Source organism: Clostridium moutaii, from assembly GCF_041205085.1.
Classification (GTDB): Bacteria; Bacillota; Clostridia; order Clostridiales; family Clostridiaceae; genus Clostridium_B; species Clostridium_B moutaii.
Genome location: NZ_JBGEWD010000008.1, coordinates 19,892 through 37,071, shown reverse-complemented (window position 1 = coordinate 37,071; position 17,180 = coordinate 19,892). Strand labels below are relative to the sequence as shown.

At 35.3% G+C, this 17,180-nt stretch carries 12 protein-coding genes; 2 read left to right on the top strand and 10 right to left on the bottom strand.

The window, feature by feature from the left end; all coding sequences use genetic code 11:
- Positions 1-50 precede the first annotated feature (50 nt).
- The 6 genes from AB8U03_RS09610 to AB8U03_RS09585 all read right to left on the bottom strand — a co-directional run bounded on the left by AB8U03_RS09610 (position 51) and on the right by AB8U03_RS09585 (position 12,149).
- Complete coding sequence (locus AB8U03_RS09610; protein ID WP_369704336.1) at positions 51-887, bottom strand: dimethylarginine dimethylaminohydrolase family protein; 837 nt, start codon at positions 885-887, stop codon at positions 51-53.
- Between the two features lie 175 nt (positions 888-1,062).
- Entirely contained in the window at positions 1,063-1,608 is a 546-nt protein-coding gene (locus AB8U03_RS09605) for a transposase (protein WP_369704335.1), read from the bottom strand.
- A gap of 136 nt (positions 1,609-1,744) precedes the next feature.
- Positions 1,745-5,059 (bottom strand): cell wall-binding repeat-containing protein, encoded by a 3,315-nt coding sequence (locus AB8U03_RS09600; RefSeq protein ID WP_369704334.1) that lies wholly within the window; start codon positions 5,057-5,059, stop codon positions 1,745-1,747.
- Between the two features lie 327 nt (positions 5,060-5,386).
- Positions 5,387-6,175: a hypothetical protein gene (locus AB8U03_RS09595; protein WP_369704333.1), complete on the bottom strand. Its 789-nt coding sequence runs from the start codon at positions 6,173-6,175 to the stop codon at positions 5,387-5,389.
- A gap of 319 nt (positions 6,176-6,494) precedes the next feature.
- Entirely contained in the window at positions 6,495-10,277 is a 3,783-nt protein-coding gene (locus AB8U03_RS09590) for a cell wall-binding repeat-containing protein (RefSeq protein ID WP_369704332.1), read from the bottom strand.
- A gap of 804 nt (positions 10,278-11,081) precedes the next feature.
- Entirely contained in the window at positions 11,082-12,149 is a 1,068-nt protein-coding gene (locus AB8U03_RS09585; RefSeq protein WP_369704331.1) for a cell wall-binding repeat-containing protein, read from the bottom strand.
- A 257-nt stretch (positions 12,150-12,406) separates the two neighbouring features.
- Between AB8U03_RS09585 and AB8U03_RS09580 the strand changes: the two genes are divergently transcribed.
- Positions 12,407-12,847 carry a cell wall hydrolase gene (locus tag AB8U03_RS09580; protein ID WP_369704330.1) on the top strand — a complete coding sequence of 147 codons (441 nt, stop codon included), beginning with the start codon at positions 12,407-12,409 and terminating at the stop codon, positions 12,845-12,847.
- Positions 12,848-12,916: 69 nt separating this feature from the next.
- A complete protein-coding gene (locus AB8U03_RS09575) occupies positions 12,917-13,324 on the top strand; it encodes a hypothetical protein (protein ID WP_369704329.1) in 408 nt (135 codons plus the stop codon).
- An 84-nt stretch (positions 13,325-13,408) separates the two neighbouring features.
- Here the strand turns inward: AB8U03_RS09575 and AB8U03_RS09570 are convergent, their stop codons facing one another.
- From AB8U03_RS09570 to AB8U03_RS09555, 4 genes are all read right to left on the bottom strand, one after another.
- Positions 13,409-13,684 carry a hypothetical protein gene (locus AB8U03_RS09570; RefSeq protein ID WP_369704328.1) on the bottom strand — a complete coding sequence of 92 codons (276 nt, stop codon included), beginning with the start codon at positions 13,682-13,684 and terminating at the stop codon, positions 13,409-13,411.
- 109 nt (positions 13,685-13,793) lie between these two features.
- Positions 13,794-14,684, bottom strand: coding sequence for a tRNA 2-thiocytidine biosynthesis TtcA family protein (locus AB8U03_RS09565; protein WP_369704327.1), 891 nt, complete (start codon positions 14,682-14,684; stop codon positions 13,794-13,796).
- A gap of 56 nt (positions 14,685-14,740) precedes the next feature.
- Complete coding sequence (locus AB8U03_RS09560; RefSeq protein ID WP_407064934.1) at positions 14,741-15,685, bottom strand: sensor histidine kinase; 945 nt, start codon at positions 15,683-15,685, stop codon at positions 14,741-14,743.
- 471 nt (positions 15,686-16,156) lie between these two features.
- A complete protein-coding gene (locus AB8U03_RS09555; protein WP_369704326.1) occupies positions 16,157-17,176 on the bottom strand; it encodes a dipeptidase in 1,020 nt (339 codons plus the stop codon).
- Positions 17,177-17,180 lie beyond the last annotated feature (4 nt).

The following is a 17,180-nucleotide window of genomic DNA, read 5'->3' as shown; positions in this document are numbered from 1 at the left end:
GTCCCAGCTGTCCTCTATCTTCATCTATCTGCAAAGTGCGTGGTACCGTATTATCCCCTGCTTAATGGAAAGGTCATGCAGTGTATTCCGCCACCGTGCTTAAACATTTCACTTGTATGGGTTTCTATTACTTCAATTCCGTATGACCTTATGGCACTGTTTACCTCCCTGTTGTCCTTAAAGGACACTACTTTTTCATTTCCCAGTGCCTGAAGATTGCAGTGACATTCCAGCAAATATTTCCTATCCACTTCTATAAGTTTGAAGTTTCTGTCCTTCAGTATATTTAAAAAATCACGGGGCAGAACTTCACTGCATATTACAGCAAGTTTTTCCGCCACTATATTGAAACACATATCCAGGTGCAGACATTTCTCCGAGGATCTAACCGGTATTATTTCATAACCATACCTGCCTACCTGCCCTCTTATTTCATCAATACCGGTTTCATCAGTACGCTCCAGTATTCCTATAGCCATAGTTTTATCATCCAGCATCCAGAAGTCACCGCCTTCAAAGTGACCATTGCTGCATTTTGCGACGCAGGGAATTCCAAGCTCATCCATCTTCTCCTGATAAGATTTTGTTTCACCTTTTCTGTCATGCATTCTAAAGTTTCCAAGAATATAGCCTTCTTTTATACAAGCACCAAAATCCCGGGCAAATACCTGATCATGGAGCTTCTGATCCGGAGTCATCAAAACCACTTCCACCCCGTTTGACCTGTACGCATCCACAAGCTCATCATGTTCCTTAATACAAAGCTCATCATCTATTTCAACTCCGTCATCCCCGCTTACATTTTTCTTCAAATACGCATAGATAGGCGGGCACATGAGTACCTTCTTTAGTGGTGCCGTTGAATTTCTTACAAAACATCCATCCATTTTTATCCTCTCCTGACATAAAAAATTTTCTCTGCTTTATATTTCCCTATTATCTTATATATTATAATTCCCTCGAGGTGCTTACAAATCCTTTTATTTTTTTGGCAAGATTTGGAAAGGGGTCAGACCCCTTACCAAAATTTGGTTGGGGGTCTGACCCCTTTATTCGCCCACTTTATTCCTTTATGGCGCTTTCAACAAACTCTCTATAGCTTTCCTTATTTCTAACAGCCTTAAAATAAGAAAGTATCCTTTGTGAATTTATTATTTTTTCTTCAGATAATCCTATGATGCTTTTGTAACTGCTCCATCTATAGTCTTCAGGATTTTTCACTATATTGGCTTTTACAGGGTTCAAGTGTATGTATCTACTTGCTTCAACCATATACCTGTCATCTCTTATCAGCTCTGATCTATACCTATCCTGAAATAAATGACCTATTAGGTTATATTTTTTATTAAAATAAATTGAGTAAATCATATTTATTCTTTTCATGATAGTACCTATATGTATTTTTTCAGTTTCAATAACCATATGAACATGATTTGTCATAAAACAATAACAATATAATTCATATTCTAATTTTTTCTTTACATGTTTCAATATATTTAAATAAACTTGATAATCCTTTTTATCTAAGAACAAATCGTTTTTATGATTCCCTCTGCACATTATATGATATCTTGCCCCTGCATACCATTCTCTCTTTTTTCTGGCCATTTTTCCTCCACTCCTTTTGTTTTTCATTATGTTCATGAATATCTGCTTCTAATCAGAACTTCTGAAAACAAAAGCAAAAAATGGAATGGGGTCAGACCCCTTACCAAAAATTGGTTGGGGGTCTGACCCTCTGGTATTATTTTGCAGTAATGCTGTACCCGCTCAAATCATCGCTGGAAGGCGAGTAGGTGGTGTATGCAGCGTTGTCGTGCTTTTCACTTCTTATGCTTATATTTGAGGAATTGCCGCTGGCAGCAACCTTGATGCTGTCACCCTTGTCAAAGGAAGAAGCGCTGAATCTATAGATAACCGTTTTTCCGTCAACACTTACAGAGGTTGGAGTAAGTGCTCTCCCAGTAGTCACATCTGTAAATACAAAATCGTCACTATATTGATTTTGTACAGCTGTATCCACATTCTGATTGAAAACCACATTTACAGTATCTGTATTTGAAGCACTGGTTGCTGTAAACTGATCAGATTTTGTTACAGGAGGTATATAGACTTTAGTGGAACCTGTTCTTATATTACGCCCTGCAGAATCCACAGAATTATTATTTACTACACTTACAGTAGTGCTTTCACCACAGTTCTTTATATCATCTATCTTCTCACCGTTTTTTACACCGGATTTGTATATTAAAATCACATCATTCCCGCTTATAGTACCACTGTCAGGACTACACCCATCAACCCTGAAGTCATTTAAATCAAGAGAATCCAGTGCTGATGAAAGAGAAACCTTAACCCTTATGTCATCGCCGCTGAAAGTCATGCTAGCGGCACCGGATATAATTCCAGGTCCACTGCTGCTGGATGTACTTATATCCCCTATATATGATCCTAAATCGAGAGCATTTCCATCTTGATCAACCACATTTTTAACACCGACCTGAATTACACTTGTAGATGAAGTTCCGCTTCCTATAGTATAGCTGGAAGGGAATTCAATAGTCGCGCTCTTGTCATCATAGGCAGATGTTACAGTTGCCCCACCAGGTAGACTTCTTACCTCTCCTGTTCCATCCCTGAACACATAGTTGGATTTATTTGATATGGAATCATCATCCATAGTGCGGTTGAAGAACATTGCAACAGCCTGGTCATTGTCGGCTCTTTTAACTATTTCAGTAACTGTAAATCCTTCATTGTCCATGCCTGATAACACAGCAGTATAAGTATCCATTATATTTGGCACTGCTTCTGTATCTATGATATTTTTCACAGTGAGGGTATATTTTGAACCATTTAATGCATTATCATCAAATTTGAGATCAAAGGTTCTGTTATTGTTCCCATCCACGGTTATGGTGTTTACGTTGTTAAGCTTATAACTCACATCATTTCCATCGGAATCCACAATAGTATAATTTCCAATATTTGTAGCATAACTTCTCACAACATCTTTATTGAATTTAACTCTTATAGTATTTTCATCCAAAATATTTGCAGATACAACTGCAGGTTTCTGGCTGCTGCTTCCATAATAAAGAGTAGTACTTGTCTGTGTAATTGTATTCTCAAAAGTATCCGCTACATTACTTTTAACCAAAACGGTATTTGTGCCCTGATTCAGCATGCTTCCCACATTTTTTATCTTCACCACGCTGTCTCCTGATCCGGAGTCAAAGGTGACATAAGAGGAATCCACACTTACCGTAGTTCCATTTATCTCGTAATTTGAAGGCTCAAGAGCTGTGTCCGTATCCATAGCCCTGTTGTACTTTATATATATGGTTCCTGCGTTGTTGGTGGTAACACTTTCAACCTGAGGGCTGCCCGATACGGATTCAACGGTAAAATCTTTTGACTGACTCTGTATAGGGATATTGGCTCCATTGTCAAACTTGCTGCCTGAGGTACCGGAAGGCATAGTAAAAGTATTGTCACCTATGGGAAGTGTGGAATCAAAATATAAATTCACGCCATCCGCCCAGTCCCCGCATTGATTTGTAAGTTCTGTATATGAGGTATCAAGTCCATAGTTTTTAACGCTTCTCTTGTTTATCTTCATAGAAGACAAATCACTTTCATCCATCCTTATAGGTTCTGAAAACTTTACCGCCAGTTTATTGCCTCCCACTGCACTTACAGAGTCAATAGAAGGAGAACCTGTCTCTTGAAATGTGACCTCCTTTTCATATTTAGTTATGCTGGAAGATACACCATCAGTGAGTACATTGTCTTTAACAGTGAAAGTAACCTTTTTTCCCTGTGAAAATGAATTTCTAAAGGTAATTACAACAGTTCTGTCATCATCCTGAAGATAAGCAGAGGACTGTGTCTGTGCTTCTGCTCCAAGAGAATTGCCGTCTATCTGATAATTTGCAACTCTCTCAGCAGAGCTCTTGTCCACAGCAGTGTTGAAAACAACCTTTATTTGATTTAATCCCACTGCAGTTACAGAATTAACCGTGGGGCTGTCATTTACTGTTCCTCCTGCTGCATTCTTGATGTCCGAAACGGTGCTGTCTGAAATGACACCCTTTTGAGATATCACATTCAGTGCTGTAGAAGAACTAGACTTTGATTTAATATAGTTCAATGCATCTTCAGTCTGGATGTCTCCTTCGTTGTTTACAAGTACTAAAGGTGCAGAATTTATTCCTGCAACAGAAGCTGCTACAAGGGCATCAGCATATCTGTCGCCGCTGGCATTTGCCACATATATGCTGCCCGATTTCAAATCACCGTCAAAAGCTTTAAGCACGTTGAGATTAGTTGCAAATCTATCCAGACCACCATCTATCCTGCCTACTGCACCCACTGCCTTATAGGTACTGTCATCTATAAGGTTGCTTGTACCAACTACTGTTACTTTTGAATTGTTTTTCTTCACAAAATTAGTCACAGGAGTCATGGCTGTACTATTATTAACACCAAGGAGAAGCATCTGACCTTTGGCTGATGCTGCAGGAGCTGCAGAAAGTGCATCGGAAAATCCCTCTCCACCCACCATCATTACATTGGAAGGATCCATTCCAAGTTTTACAAGTTCACCTGCAACGGCTGCATTGGTTTCATATCTGTTACTGCCGGAAAGTTCAATTAAATTGTAATCTTTACTTCTGAGTTCATCCCTTATGGATTTAGATATAACATTTTGTCCACCTATTACATATATATTCTTCGGTTTTAACTTACTTATCTCATCATATGTAGTACTGTTCAAGCTGGAACTTCCAGTCAAAAGTATGGGTGCCTTAAGCTGTTTGGAAAGTACCACTGCACTTATAGAATCCGCATAGCCTTCACTGGACACAAGGATCACATTGTCACTGCTGGTCCAATTTGAATCCGCAACAGCTGCTGCAGTCTCATAGCTGTCCGAGCCACCTAACTGATTAAGCTGATTTCCTGAGGCTTTTACAGAAAGCATGGGAAAAGCTGCAGTAACGACCAATGAAAATACAGCAGTACTCCCTATAGTTCTCATGGTATTTTTATTCATAAAATTTACTACCTCCAGTCCTTTTTAGCATTATATGAATATTGTACCATATGGGCTGAATTTATAGAAAACATTTTTTAAAAAAAGAGCAAATGACTCTGCTCTTTCTGCCAATTCCTTATCCCATCAATTTATTAGTGAACTTATAGGAACAAACCCCTGGCTGGCCTCGTGAATTTAAATCAAATAATTAAAAAAGATCGCCATCTCTGACGATTCTTCCTCATTGAGAATCAGACCTCTTTTGAAAATCCCTTTATAATTTTCTTTACATATTCAACGTCAATATCATTTATATCCGCTATATACTCCACTGAAAGTCCCTTTTTATACTGCTTTAGTATCAGCTATTCCTTTTTCTATCCCCTCATCTATTCCCTCCTGCTTAAGTTTTTTATCAAGTTTAAATTTTTTCATCATATCAAGTAAAAACACTCTATTATCCTCATTTAATTCTACTTTCCTCATATCCTTATACACCTCCATTATCTTATTTGGATTTGCTTTTGCCAACACATCCATTATCATTGCATATAATGGATCTTTTATATTGTTTATGTATTCTTCCATCCAGTTCTCCATTAAACTTTTATCCTGCTGCTGGATTTGAAGTAATTTCAGATATTTTGCCTCATTGTCATTCAGTTCTTTTGATACTATAAGCTGTGTTTCTACATCTGTGCCTTTTATATAATATATTCCATCACCTACAGCCTCCACTGATGTTTTCTTTTTATTTTTTAGATAATCCATCAATTTTCTTGGATATTTGCTTGATGTAAGGGTAACAGTCATTTCATCTATATCCACAGCATCTGTTTTCTGTGACAATGCCTTGTATAGATAGGCATATGCCCTTACTTTGTAATAATCATCTACTGATATATAGTCTGTTGGAGATTTGTATTCAAGTATATTGTATTTTCTGAATATCTTTCCTATGGATTTAGTTATCTGTATATCTTCTTTTATAACCAGTACATCTATCCTAAGCGGCTCATCCGTCAGCTGATATTCTGTTGTAAACTCCAAATATTCTCTGTATTCTTTTAGCTCCAGCTGCATCGCTGCTGCAAAGGCTGGATGCCATTTTATCTTTTCATCTGCCAGCTCCATCACCTGCCTTAGTTCTATTTATTTTATTATATCACATATTATGGCCATAAAAAATTAGTCTTATACAAACATTAGTTCTTACAAAAAGTCTTTAAAAATATTATTCTTGCACAAATCTTTTCATCTGGACTTATTTTATTTTCTGACATAAAAATGCTCCCTTCCAAGTAAACAAGTTTTTATTATTTCACTTGTCTACCTAGAAGGAAGCATATCACTCCTGGCAGTCCTCTTTTTATATTGTTTTGTCCGTTCCCTTTTTGTTCACGCCTTGTTCATTAACCCCAGGGAACTTTGTGAAGCAAGGTCGAACGTGCTACTATCCTATTGTAACACTTACTGGAATTAAAATAGTATCAGCTGTTTTTCCACTTGCTGTATCAGTTACTGTATAAACTACATTACTTGCACCAGCTGCTTGGATCTTACCATTAGCATCATATACTGCTGGAGTATCAGTTGATTTAACGGAAATAGTATATCCCGCAGGTACTGTAGGTAATTCTATAGTGCCTGCTGCTGCTGTAGATGGAGTAAATGAAGTTATACCTGCTGCTACTGCATTTACTGCTGTTTGTGCTGCTGCACCTGAATCAGTTATAGTAATACTAATGCCCTTTAAATCATCAGAAGAAGGAACATAGTAAGCATAACTATTGTTTTTATCTTCAAGTGTTGAAATTTGTGATGTTGTCTTAGGAGTAACTTTAATTGTATTACTAGCTTTAAAATTACTAATTACATCACTATTAGTAGTATCAAATGTAAATACAACCGTCTTGCTGTCGGTACTCGAAACCGCTGCTGTCTTAGCACTTAAAGTAGTTCCACCTACATTAAATGTGAAATCTGATGGTTTAACGCTGCTAGGTTCTATTGGAGTATCAAATTGAACACTAACTGTCTTAGCAGTTGCATCTGCAATCCAATTAGTTACTGCACCATTAGTTTTTTCTACAATTGTCTTAGGAGCAGCATCATAGAAATAAGGCGTTACTCCAGTAGTTGAAACTACAGCCCCTGTTACATCCTTTGTATTAGAACCTACGATTGTTAATGTAGCATTTTCACCTTGTGCTTTAATTTTATTAATCAAAGTAGTTGGATCACTGGCATCATTATCATTATTATTAAACGTAAGAGTTACCTTGCTTCCATTAGCACTAGCTGAACTTGCTGGTTGACCAGCCAATTCAAAATCCGAAGCAGTTAAAGTATCCGAATCAATTGGATTAGTAAAACTTACATCAGCTTTTAAATCATCGCCATCATAATAAACTTTCAATGAATTAGCCTTTACTGTTGCTCCACTACCGGCTGCTTGTATCTTTCCACCATAACTTCCAACCTGTAACACATTTCCATTAGTATCTTTAACACCTGTTGCATATACAGCTGTTACCTGATTATCTTTAGAAGTTATGGCAGGATTTCCTGCAGTGCCACCATAGTAATAAGTGTATGAAGAAGGTAATTTAATAGTCACACTCTTGTTATCCGAGCTTACTGAAATATCAGAGTTGCTTGGAAGTACCTTTGTATTTCCAGAGTTATCTACGTACTGATAATTCGATGTATCAGCAAGTGTGCTTGAATCCATTTCCTTATTAAATACTAGAGTGATCTTTCTGCCCAAATTAGTTGAATCATCTACAGCATAAACTCCTGTTACCTCTGCATTTACATCACTAGATCCTGCAAATGTAGTAGTATAATCATCCATTACATTTGGTGTTGAAGCTCTATCCTGTATATTCTTAATTGTTATAGTATACTGAGAATCAGTTAATTTTGAAGGTACATGTATATCAACTACATCTGTAGTGTCACCATCAACAGGTGCACTTGTATTACCCGGAATAGTAATAGCATTTGTATCTTGATAAGATGAAGTTGAATCTGTTGGTACTATTTCATCAGTTATATCAGTTCCACTGTTGTCCTGTAATTTATAATTTGATTTATTTACAGCATAGACTGCATCTACGCTCTTATTGAATTTAACACGAATTGTGCTATCATCAAGAGCATATATGGAACTTACTGCTGGCTTAGTAGTATCTTCAGTTAATGTAAATGATTCATAAGTATCATCAGCCACTTTATTTCCATAGGCATCTTTTACACTATTCTTAATGTATATAGTATTCGAGTTTTTATTAAGAGTAGCTCCTGAAATTTTAACTTGTGTGTCATTCTTTTTAAGTTCAGCCTTAGTAAAATTGCCAGTGCTATCTCCATTTATTGCATAATAAGCTTTTTGTGTAGCTGTTTTAGCATCCATTGCTCTATCAAAATTAATATAAACCGTTCCATCATCACTAGCTGTTATACTATTTATTACAGGAGTACTTGCCAATGTATCAACATTAAAATCCTGTGTAGTTTCTTGTACTGGGAATCCAGCTGCATCTTCTAATGTTGTCTCATCTCCAGTTGATACTTTTAAAGTATTATTTCCTGTTGGAAGTGCTGAATCAAAATAAAGTTCAATTTTATTTGACCATACATTACCAGCAGTATCTGTAGCAGAATTATCTATTTTTGAAAGAGTTTTTCCATTTCCATCTGTTCCAGTTGTATTAAGTCCAAATGAACTTAGATTCTTATCATTTATTTTTAATTTGTTTACTGCTGAAGTTACCGTACTTCCAAAATTAACAGGTTCTGAGAATTCAACTGTCAACTTATTATTTCCTCTAGCTTCTACAGAAGTCAATGTAGGTGCTGTAGTATCTGAAAAAGTAACACTCTGTGTAAATTCAGGAACAGTCTGTGCTTTATCAGCTGTCAATATTCCCTTTTTAACTGTAACATCTACATCATCAGATTGTTTTTTTGCATCTGCAAGAGTTATTAAAACAGTCTTATTATCATCCTGAAGTGATGCAGTTGCTTTATCGTCAGTAAGTGATGATCCATCTAATTTATAATTACTTACTTCTTCAGCTGTGTCCTGATCAACTTCCTGATTAAATACAACCTTTATTTGTCTTAATCCATTAGTACTAATTGACGAAACTTCTGGATCTATATTTCCAGTTGGATTATAAATAGCATTCACTGCATCTTGAGTAGCTTGTGAAACAACTGCAGTTCCACCAACTAACTGTAAATCAGTACTTGATGTAGTATTTCCCTTGATATAAGCTATTGCATTATCTGTTGCATTTGTTGTATCTGGACTAGTTGCTACATTTGCCGAAGGATCTTTGTCCACTAATACAAGTGGTGCTGAGTATTTTCCAGCTACTGCTGATGCTACAAGCGCATCTGCATACAGGTTGTCTGGATCTGCTGCACTTGCATTTGCAATGTATAATTTATCAGTCTTCAAGCTGTCCTTGAATGCAGCTAATACCTTTAAGTTTGTATCAAATCTGCTTGTTCCACCATCTACTCTTGTAGTTGCTCCAAGAGCATTGTAGATAGTATCATTTATTACATTTGAAGTTCCAACAACTGTAGCCTTTGAATTATTTGCTTTTATAAAATCAATTACTGGCTGAGTTGAAGCTTGGTCATTGCTTGCCAATAACAATATCTGTCCTTTTGCTGCTGCTACTGGTGCTACTGAAAGAGCATCTGAGAATCCCTGTCCTCCAACAACCATAACGTTGCTAGGATCAACTCCCAATTTAACCAATTCGTCAGCTACTGCTGCATTTGTCTCATATCTGTTAGCTCCGCCTAATTCTGTCAAAGTATAATTTGCCTTAAGTCCATCTCTTATACTCTGGGAAATTGAAGCAGTTCCACCAATAACATATATGTTCTTTGGTTTTAATGTAGTAAGTGCTGTTTGAGCATCTGCGCTCAATGTGTCAGGTGTAGTCAAAAGTATCGGTGCATTTAATTTTTTAGCTAATGCTGAAGCACTTACTGCATCTGCATAGCCTTCTCCTGATACCAATACTACATTGTCACTGCCACTTGTCCAGTTTGTTGTAGCAACCTGAGCAGCTGTTGCATATCTTGTAGTGCCGCTTGTTCTTGTTACCTGTCCTGCTGCTGCTTTAACCGGACCAGCTGATAAAGCTGTAGTTAAAACTAAAGACATAAGTGCAGCACTTGCAAGTGCCTTTGTACTTTTCTTACTCATATTGTAATACCCTCCTCGATTTAAGTGAATTTTAATTAAAATTCTTTATATATATATATATATTTTAAATATATACTTTCTCAAAATGCCTCTCCAAGTGTGATAGATATGTCCATTCATCTATATGTACTATTGCAGTCCTATCCTTTTCAAACCCATACTGCTTGGTCAACATTTCTGAAACAGAATTTATTATATCATATATGAATTGTACATTCTACTAATCTTGTACAATTTAACATGATTTTTCATAAAAATTTAATATTTACATTTTTAATTCTGCTTTCAATAATTCATTCCCCATTATAACATAATAAATCCATAATTTCTATAGTTTATATATTATGATATATAATTTATGAATTAGCATTGTCAAGGCATATTTCAATTATACAACAACATTTCTAATTTTTCCATACTTTAATCCTTAGTAATTTAAGGCGTTACAAGAAATATATTCCTAAAAATATGGTTATTTATCAATAAACTAGTTAATTATACTTGCATCTTTGATATATTATTCTACAAAATCTATAAAAATCCTTTTTTAAATTGTTAATGAATTGAAAATTTGCTGTTAAAAATTATCTAAATATACTTTATACAAAAGAACAGAGAATGAAGGTTTTCGATCATAGCCGAAAATCAACTATATAAGTCAATTATTCTTTCCATTTTTGAGAAGCAATTATATAATAAATATGATCTTAAACATAGTCATTTTAAATAAACATGATCATTTGCCATGCAAATGACTATGTTTATTAGAAATGGATATAAAAAAAAAGAGCCTATGGCTCTTTTTTACTCAATACCTATAATTTGAAAATCATCATTTTCAAGTGTTGACTGTATATCCTGTGAAACAGAAGCTGTTCCACCTACTATTGTTACGTTGGAATTGTCATTGGCATTGGATAATATATATACATTTGCATTTTCTATCTGAGTATCTCCTGCACCAACTCCCGTAAGCACAACAGGCGAACCTGTTTTGGCTGCTGCTGCGGAGGCTACCAGGGCATCTGCAAATTGATCATCTGCTGCTCCTCCGGCTGCTACATATATATTGCTGAAATCCAATCCGCCATTATTTTGGAAGTATTTAAGCACGGCCAAATTTGTAGCAAATCTGTTTGCCGTATCGGAATCACTGGTGACTTTAGTTCCGCCTACTGAACTTACTACAGTCTGCGGCAAAACCGTACTTCCGCCTACAGCTTGTACACTCAAGCTCTTTGATGTTATTACATTTTTAACTACATCCGGTACTTCTGTCTTATCCGCAAATAAAACCGGATATCCTTTTTGAGCTGCAATAGAAGCAACTGAAAGAGAATCTGCGTACCCATCCTGTCCATTTACAAGCACTGCTGTTTTTTGATTGCTTGTGCTTAAAACTTTTTCTGCAACTGCTGCGTTTGTACCCATTCTGGTGTTATCAGTAGTTCCAGCTATACGTTCTACTTGTCCTGCTCCATATTTGGATTTTAAATTATCTTCTATGGATTGTGATACAACTCCTGTACCTCCTACTATGTATACTTTTGTTGCTCCAAGACTTGTTATAGTTGAAGATACCTCGGATTCCAAAGTATCACCATGAGTTAAAAGTATTGGGGCACCCAACTGTTTTGCAAGCGGAGTGGCACTTACCGCATCTGCATAGCCATATCCATTTACAAGCACTACATTCTGGGCACTTTTAAATGAATCCAATGCTACCTGGTCGGCAGTACCTATTCTATCTCCCTGTCCTATTCTTGTTACTTTTGCACTGGTTGTCTGTGCTTGTACAGTTACAGCTCCAAGTGTCAGGGATAATACCAATGCAGTCAGTACCGGACTTAAAAATCTTTTCCTGTTCACCATCAATTTACCTCTCTTTCAATCATTATCAATTCATATAGTTATTATATAACACCGAGAAATTTTTTTACAGTAAATATAGGAATTTCTTTATCAGATGCTACCCCTGCTTATAGACAAATTTCATCTGAATCCGGGAACCGCTTTACCGTACACTTTATTGTCATAGCTTTAATTTTTAGCAAAGATAAATAGTTGTAACTTTTTAAACTTTTATAAATAAAATAATATTGTAAGTAAAATGTGTGAGGTGAAAATCTATGGCTTTCTCAGATAGAGAACTACTGGCTAGAATTGTAAAGTGCGAAGCCGGCGGAGAGGGAGACGTTGGAATGAGAGCTGTAGCTACCACTATTATGAACAGGGTTAGAGTCCCTTATGGTGAGTATCACAGAATAGGCCAGGGGGATTTGAGACGGATACTTTACCAAACCGGTCAATTCGACTGTATGCGTACGGAAATAAACGGAGTAGTTAATAATCAGAATGTCTGGTCCACTCCTCCTGATCAAATACACTATGATATAGCGGATTGGGCATTAGCCGGAAACAGGTTGTTTAACATAGGTTACTCACTATGGTATTTTAATCCTTATGCTCCATGTCCCGGTATATTCCCTTATAATGGCGTAGGAACTTTTCAAATAAAAGTATTGAACCACTGTTTTTATGATCCAACAGAACTTTATGCTCAAACTTAATTGAAAGATAAAATATATGGGCAGTTAAATGTTAACTATTAATAACCAATATAATATGGAGGTATTTTAATGATTTCAAATTATCCTAATTATTTTAGGACTATGCCAATGACTCCGGAAGTAATGCCTGAAATTGAAATGTCCAAAACTACATCCCCGACAGAAACAATTGAGGTAAGACAAAATCACACACCTTCTCAAACACCTCACATTACTCAGACACCTACTAGTTTTGAGATGGCTCCCGGCTCTCCCATACAGCAGGATACAAATTATATTCAAGGTTACTTAAGAACCCAAATAGGAAAAAGAGTAAGGGTTACATTTTTACTGGGTACCGGAACTCTCCAGGACCGAACGGGTATACTGGAAAACGTAGGAATAAGCTATATAATACTAAGAGAGGAAGGTACAAATGCAAGTGAACTGGCAGATATATACTCTATAAAATTTGTAGTTATATTTGATACTCCATAAAAAAATTAGACCGACAGTTTATAATGCTGCCGGTCTAATTTTTACTCAGCCAGTGAAGTGAATTGACTTAATTTCGCTGGTTATTTATTTTGTATTGTCTGAATCAAGTTCTTCTATGACAAATTTATCAAAGGGAAATTCATCCATAAAGTTATCCTGGGTGAAGATGGTTTTGCTTCTCTTATTGTACTCATCCAAATTACCGGGAAGCCAATATGGTTTTTCAATATCAAATTTATTGCACAGTTCTATAATAGAATTTTTCAAATCCTGCTGGTAATTTCCGCTGCCTGTAAATTCAACCACTTTATCTTTTACTATTTTATTATTTTTAATTATCTTTCCCCATATTCTTATCATTTGTACTCCCCTATATTTATTCACAATTCATAATTCAAAGTTCAAATATCAAAGTTCAAATATCGATTTTGGTTGATTTTCAGATACTGCCGAAAATCTTCATTTTTTGTTATTTGTTCTTTATATTTTGTTCTTCACCCTTATCGTAGGATTCTAAAAAAGAATGTTTTTTGCCGTTTTTCTCCCAGGCCAGCACACCGTCCAAATTTACATTTTCAGCTGCATGAAAGATTGACCTGTCTATATCCTTAAACTTCTTTTTCAATTCTTTTATCATGTCTTTGATCTCATAGCGCTTGCTTCCGATCTTCTTTGCTGCAACCATACAGGCACAGTTAAGGGGCCATATACCGCTGTTTTGTATAAAACGCTGAATATATGCTTCTTCCACATAATAAAGAGGCCTTATGAGTTCCAAGTTTTTGAAATTTTTAGCCTTCAATTTTGGAAGCATGGTTTTAAAGCTCCCAGAATAAAGGATGTTTAAAAGTGTGGTTTCTATTACATCGTTAAAATGATGTCCTAATGCAAGCTTATTACATCCAAGCTCCTGAGCTTTAGTATAAAGTGCCCCTCTTCGCATTTTAGCACACATATAACAGGGATAATCCCTGGCAATATTATCTACTACATGAAAAATATCAGATTCAAAAATGTGTATGGGAATATTTAAATAATTACAATTGCTTATTAAAAGTTCTTTAATACTTTTATGATAGCCGGGATCCATGGAAATAAACTCCAATTGGAAATCAACCTTCCAATGTTTTTTCAGTTCTTGAAATAATTTTGCCATAAGCAGGCTGTCCTTGCCTCCGGATACTGCTACTGCAACTTTATCTCCCTCTTCCACCAGATCGTATTCACTTATGGCCTTTACAAACTTTGACCATATATGTGTCCTATACCTTTTAGTAATACTATGTTCTATTTCTTTTAACGGTTTTCTCTCGTTAAAGGGAACCAATATTTCGCATCCAGTTCCTCCAATTTCACTCATGCCATCACCCCGCCTTTACCAAAATATTATATCACTTATAAAGGTGGAATGTAGTATTAAATTTTAGAATATATATCCGGAAATTCCATACCAATCTGTTCTTTTCTATTTTCGCAGCTGGCTTCTTCAAAACACTTTTCCTTTACAAGCCTTGCAGGAAGTCTTATGGTAAATTCACTGCCTACATTCAAGGTACTTTTTACACTGACTTCACCGTCATGAAGCTCCACAAATGACTTTACCAGATAAAGACCTATACCGCTGCCTTTGCTGTCATTTATATAATCTCTGCCCACCTGGGCAAATCTTTCAAATATAACCTGAAGTTTGTCTTCCGGTATTCCTATGCCCGTATCCTTCACTGTAATATACACATTGTCCCCTTCATCCTGAACAGCTACATATACTTCACCTTTTTCAGAAGTAAATTTTACTGCATTTGAAAGTAAATTTAAAATTATTCTCTCTATTTTATCTGAATCCACAGCTATTATTTTTTCTTCCACATTGGTGTCAAAAGTCAAGCTAATTCCCTTGCTCTCCATATAGGGAACCAATGAAGATGTAATATCCTCAACTACACTTACAATATTCCTGTTGTGAAGATTTAATTTTATGAACCCCGAATCCAGCTTGCTTACATCCAGCAAATTATTTATAAGTCTCATGAGCCTGTAACAATTTTGTTTCATTATTTTCAGGTATTGATCTTGCTTGTTTATGTATTCCTTATCTGTATAATCCTTGCACAGTCCCAATACCTGTATCGCAGAAAAGATAACATTCAGAGGGGTTTTTAACTCATGAGAAACATTGGATATGAATTCCGTAATTTTTTTATTAAACTCCTGGCTTTCATTTAAAAGTTCAGTATTTTTTTCTACATCATTTTTAAGCTTTTGAACTTGTTTTTCCAAAGTCATATCGCAAAAAACATCTAATACAGAAGGTTTTTGTAATTTATTATAATTGCCTTTACTCTGTTCACTAAAACTATTCATATTCTCACACCCATTTCCATATCATTAATAATTATATTTTTATTACACAAAACTGCACTACATATAAATTATATTGATAATTATTGTATTATATGAACTGTTTAGAAAAAAACATCTCTTAATTCAAACAATTAATTAATAAGATTAAGATCCAGAAATTTAACCTTTACAAAAAGGTTTGTTACATATTATATAAAATTATAATTACAAATATAACTTAATTTATAATATATATTCAAGGTAATTATATCACCTCTTTTCCTAAAAATAAACCTTATAATAAGAATATTTTTGCAATTTTTATTTATTATGTATAAAATTTACAATAATCGCTAATCTGAATTATCAAAAATATGGATTTGGATACAATATGGATTAAAGTTAGAGTTTAAATTGCAAGATAAGTCAAGGGCACATACCCTGAAGACTCAGAGATTGCCCTTGACTTAAAATGTTTTAATATAAATTGTTTTAACCTAAAATTTCCCTAATGACTCTCATTATATTCCTGTAAGAAATTTTTTCTATTTGTTCTTTAGTATAACCTCTTTTTTTAAGTATTTTTAGAAAATTGGAGATTTTGGATGCATCTTCAATACCAGGAGTAGCATTTAAACTACCTTGTTGAAAACTTTCTGTAGAATCAGTCCCTAAAAAATCACAAAAGTCAAATCCAAGACTTATATGATCAATTCCCACCAGGTCTGCAATATGATCTACATGATATGCAAATTTTTCCAGTGTGGGATTTCCATCATTGCTTATAAAATCTGGCCATGCATTCATTCCTATTACACAGCCTCTTTCTGCCACGGCTTTGATTTGATCATCTTTCAGGTTTCTATTTGAAGGGCAGATTGCATAACAATTGGAATGTGATGCTATAAAAGGTCTTGTGGTATTCTCATATATATCCCAAAATGTCTTTTCATTAGCATGGGATACATCCACTATCATTTTCAGCTGTTCCATTTTTTTAAGAGCTTGTACTCCAAGTTTTGTAACTCCCCTATCCTCATGAGGACTTAAAACTCCAGTTGCAAATTCATTTTCTTCATTCCACGTAAGCATTGAATGTCTTATTCCAAGGAAATAGAGGGCATTTAAAAAACTTACATTTTTACCAAGGCCACTCAAGCCTTCAAATCCCAAAATTATAGCAAATTTGCCATTTTCTTTAATTTTTTCAATATCTTCAGCATTATAGGCAATGGCAGCACAATCTGCCATATCTTGAATTTCTTCAAAAGTTGAACCTAAAACCTGAATCATTCTATTCATAGGGTTCTTATCAAAAGGAGGGTCTACCCAGTTTACAAGTATTGATGCCCCGACTCCTCCTTTTTTCAATCTGTCAATGTGGTAATTTTTTAATATATTTTTTTTGCCTTCCATTCTTTTAATAGTTACATCAGTTAAAATATCAGAATGTCCATCAAATATTTTCATCAATATGTTTAATGGGAAAGGTGATAAAATTCCCCAACCCATTAAA